Below are 2,484 nucleotides of genomic sequence, written 5' to 3' on the forward strand. Positions count from 1 at the left end.
CTGGTCGACTCGGTCGCCGCGGCCCAGGCGGCGGCGACCGAGGTGGCGGAGCGGATCGCCGCCCTGTTCACCGCCGCCGGTCTGGCCGTCGCCGACGACCCGGGGCGGGCCGCCGCGGTGGCGGTGGAGCGCGCCGAGGCCGAGCTGCGGCGACTGGTGGAGCGGCGCGAGCAGGCCGCCGAGCTGGGCGAGCAGCGGGCCGGCCACGAGCGGGAGGCCCGGGTCGCCCGGGCCCTGGCCGGGCACCTGCGGGCCAACAACTTCGAGCGCTGGCTGCTGGCCGAGGCGTTGGACCTGCTGGTCGACGGCGCGTCGCGGATCCTGCGGGAGCTGTCCGGCGGCCAGTACGACCTGGTGCACGACAAGGGCGAGTTCTTCGTGGTCGACCACCACGACGCCGGGCTGCGCCGGGGGGTGCGCACCCTCTCCGGCGGGGAGACGTTCCAGGCCTCGCTGGCGCTGGCGCTGGCGCTCTCCGAGCAGCTCGCCGGGATGTCGACCACCGCGGCGAGCCTGGAGTCCATCGTCCTCGACGAGGGCTTCGGCACGCTGGACGCGGCCACCCTGGACACCGTCGCGGCGACCCTGGAGAGCCTGGCCGCCCGCGGCGACCGGATGGTCGGCGTGGTCACCCACGTGCCGGCCCTCGCGGAGCGGATCCCGGTCCGCTACGAGGTCCGCAAGGACGCCCGCACGGCCCGCGTCGAACGGACCGGCCTGTGAGCGCGAGGTGTGCGGCGCGGCGGAGTGGTCCGGTCGCGGACGAACGGGTGGCGGCCCGGTGAGCCGGCCCCGGTTCTTCGTCGACGCCTGGGACCCGGCGTACGGCGCCTCGTTCGAGGCGTCGGCGGGCGGCCCGGCGGCGCCGAGCAGCGCCCAGGTCGACCCGGACGTGGAGCTGCCGGCGACGGACTGGCGGGCGATCGGGGCCCGCCGGGACCTGCCGCCCCGGACGTGGTGCTGCTCGTCGACGGGGTACGCCGGATCGACGCCAGTGTCTGGACGGCCGAGGACGACGGCGGGTCGTTCCCCGGCATCGCCGCCTCGTACGCGGCGGGGTGGTCCGCTGCGACCTGGAGCGCGGCGCGGCGGAGCTGGCCGGCGCCCGGGTCGGCCGGGGCCTCTTCACCGCCAGTCCGTCCGCCCAGGACGTCCTGGCCGGCCGGATCCACTACCCGGTGCACCGCGTCGGCGGCACCGGTGAGCTGAGCAAGCTCCCGGCGGCGGTGCAGGGCCCGCTGACCGCGCTGGAGGTGGCGGTCTCCGACGCCGCCCGGGTCGACGGTGACCTGCTGGTGGTGGACGGTCCACTGCGCAGCCGCCGGCAGCTGCCGCGCACCCTGGGCTACATCAAGACCCAGCACAGCCAGTACCTCGACGCCCGGCTGACCGCGGTGGTGACCGGGCTCGCCCCGGGCCAGCGCTCCCCGGTGTTCCGGCTCGGCACCGCCTGGGGCGGCTACTCGTGGTACCTGCGGCTGCCGGTGGCCGCGGGCGCGCCCTGGGCCGGCATCGTGCGGATGGAGTGCTCGGCGGAGCTGAGTCCGGCCGAGGCGATCGGCCTGGCCGACCTCTCCCTGGTCACCCTGCCCCGGTTCGCCTCCACCCCGTACAAGGACCCGCGCGCCCCGCAGAACCTCGTCCCCATCGCCGGGCTGGAGCGTCGACTGCGCGGGCTGCTGGGCGACGCCCGCCTGCTGCACCGGGTGCTGACCGCGGCGGCCCGCGGGATCCGGCGCTGATGGGCCGCCGACGCGACGCCGACCGGGTGGTCGAGCAGGTCGACACCGGGCAGGCCGAGCTGCTGCCGGACCCGGACCGGGCGGGCTCGTGGACGCTGCTGCTCGACGGCGCCCCGCAGTCCCATGTGGACCTCACCGACCCGACCCACCTGGAGTTCGAGTACGTCCGGCGGCTGGCCGCCGCGCTGGACCTGATCGCCCCGCCCGGCGCCCCGCTGCGGGTGCTGCACCTCGGCGGCGGCGCGCTGACCCTCCCCCGGTACGTCACCGCGACCCGGCCCGGCTCGACCCAGCGGGTGTCCGAGGTGGACGGCGCCCTGGTGGAGCTGGTGCGGCGGGCGTTGCCCTGGCCCACCGATCCCCGGCTGCGGGTCCGGGTGGCCGACGCCCGGTCCACCCTGACCGCCACCCGGGACGCCAGCTACGACGTGGTGGTCGCGGACGTCTTCGCCGGCGCCCGCACCCCGGCCCACCTGACCTCGGTGGAGTACGCCGCCGAGGTGGCCCGGGTGCTCCGGCCGGACGGCTGGTACCTGGCCAACATCGCCGACGGCCGCCGCTGCGGCACGCCCGGGCCCAGGTCGCCACGGTCCGCTCGGTGCTGCCCCGGGCCTGCCTGGTCGGCGACGCGGCGGTGCTGCGCGGGCGGCGCTACGGCAACCTGGTGCTGGTGGCCGGCCGGGTCGAGCCCCCGGTGCCGGAGCTGACCCGGCGGGCGGCCGGCGACTGGTTCCCCGGCCGG

General features: G+C 77.6%; 1 protein-coding gene and 2 pseudogenes. All 3 read left to right on the top strand.

Annotation, left to right across the window (positions count from 1 at the left end; genetic code table 11):
- A partial coding sequence (locus tag JNW87_RS37530) for an SbcC/MukB-like Walker B domain-containing protein (RefSeq protein WP_305070486.1) occupies window positions 1–723 on the top strand: 723 nt, incomplete at its 5' end.
- A 58-nt stretch (window positions 724–781) separates the two neighbouring features.
- Window positions 782–1,742 (top strand): annotated as a pseudogene (locus JNW87_RS37535) (hypothetical protein).
- A pseudogene (locus JNW87_RS37540) lies at window positions 1,742–2,484 on the top strand (spermidine synthase); the annotation flags it as partial. The pseudogenes JNW87_RS37535 and JNW87_RS37540, both read left to right, overlap by 1 nt.

This window comes from Micromonospora sp. ATA51, from assembly GCF_016802855.1.
Classification (GTDB): Bacteria; Actinomycetota; Actinomycetes; order Mycobacteriales; family Micromonosporaceae; genus Micromonospora; species Micromonospora sicca.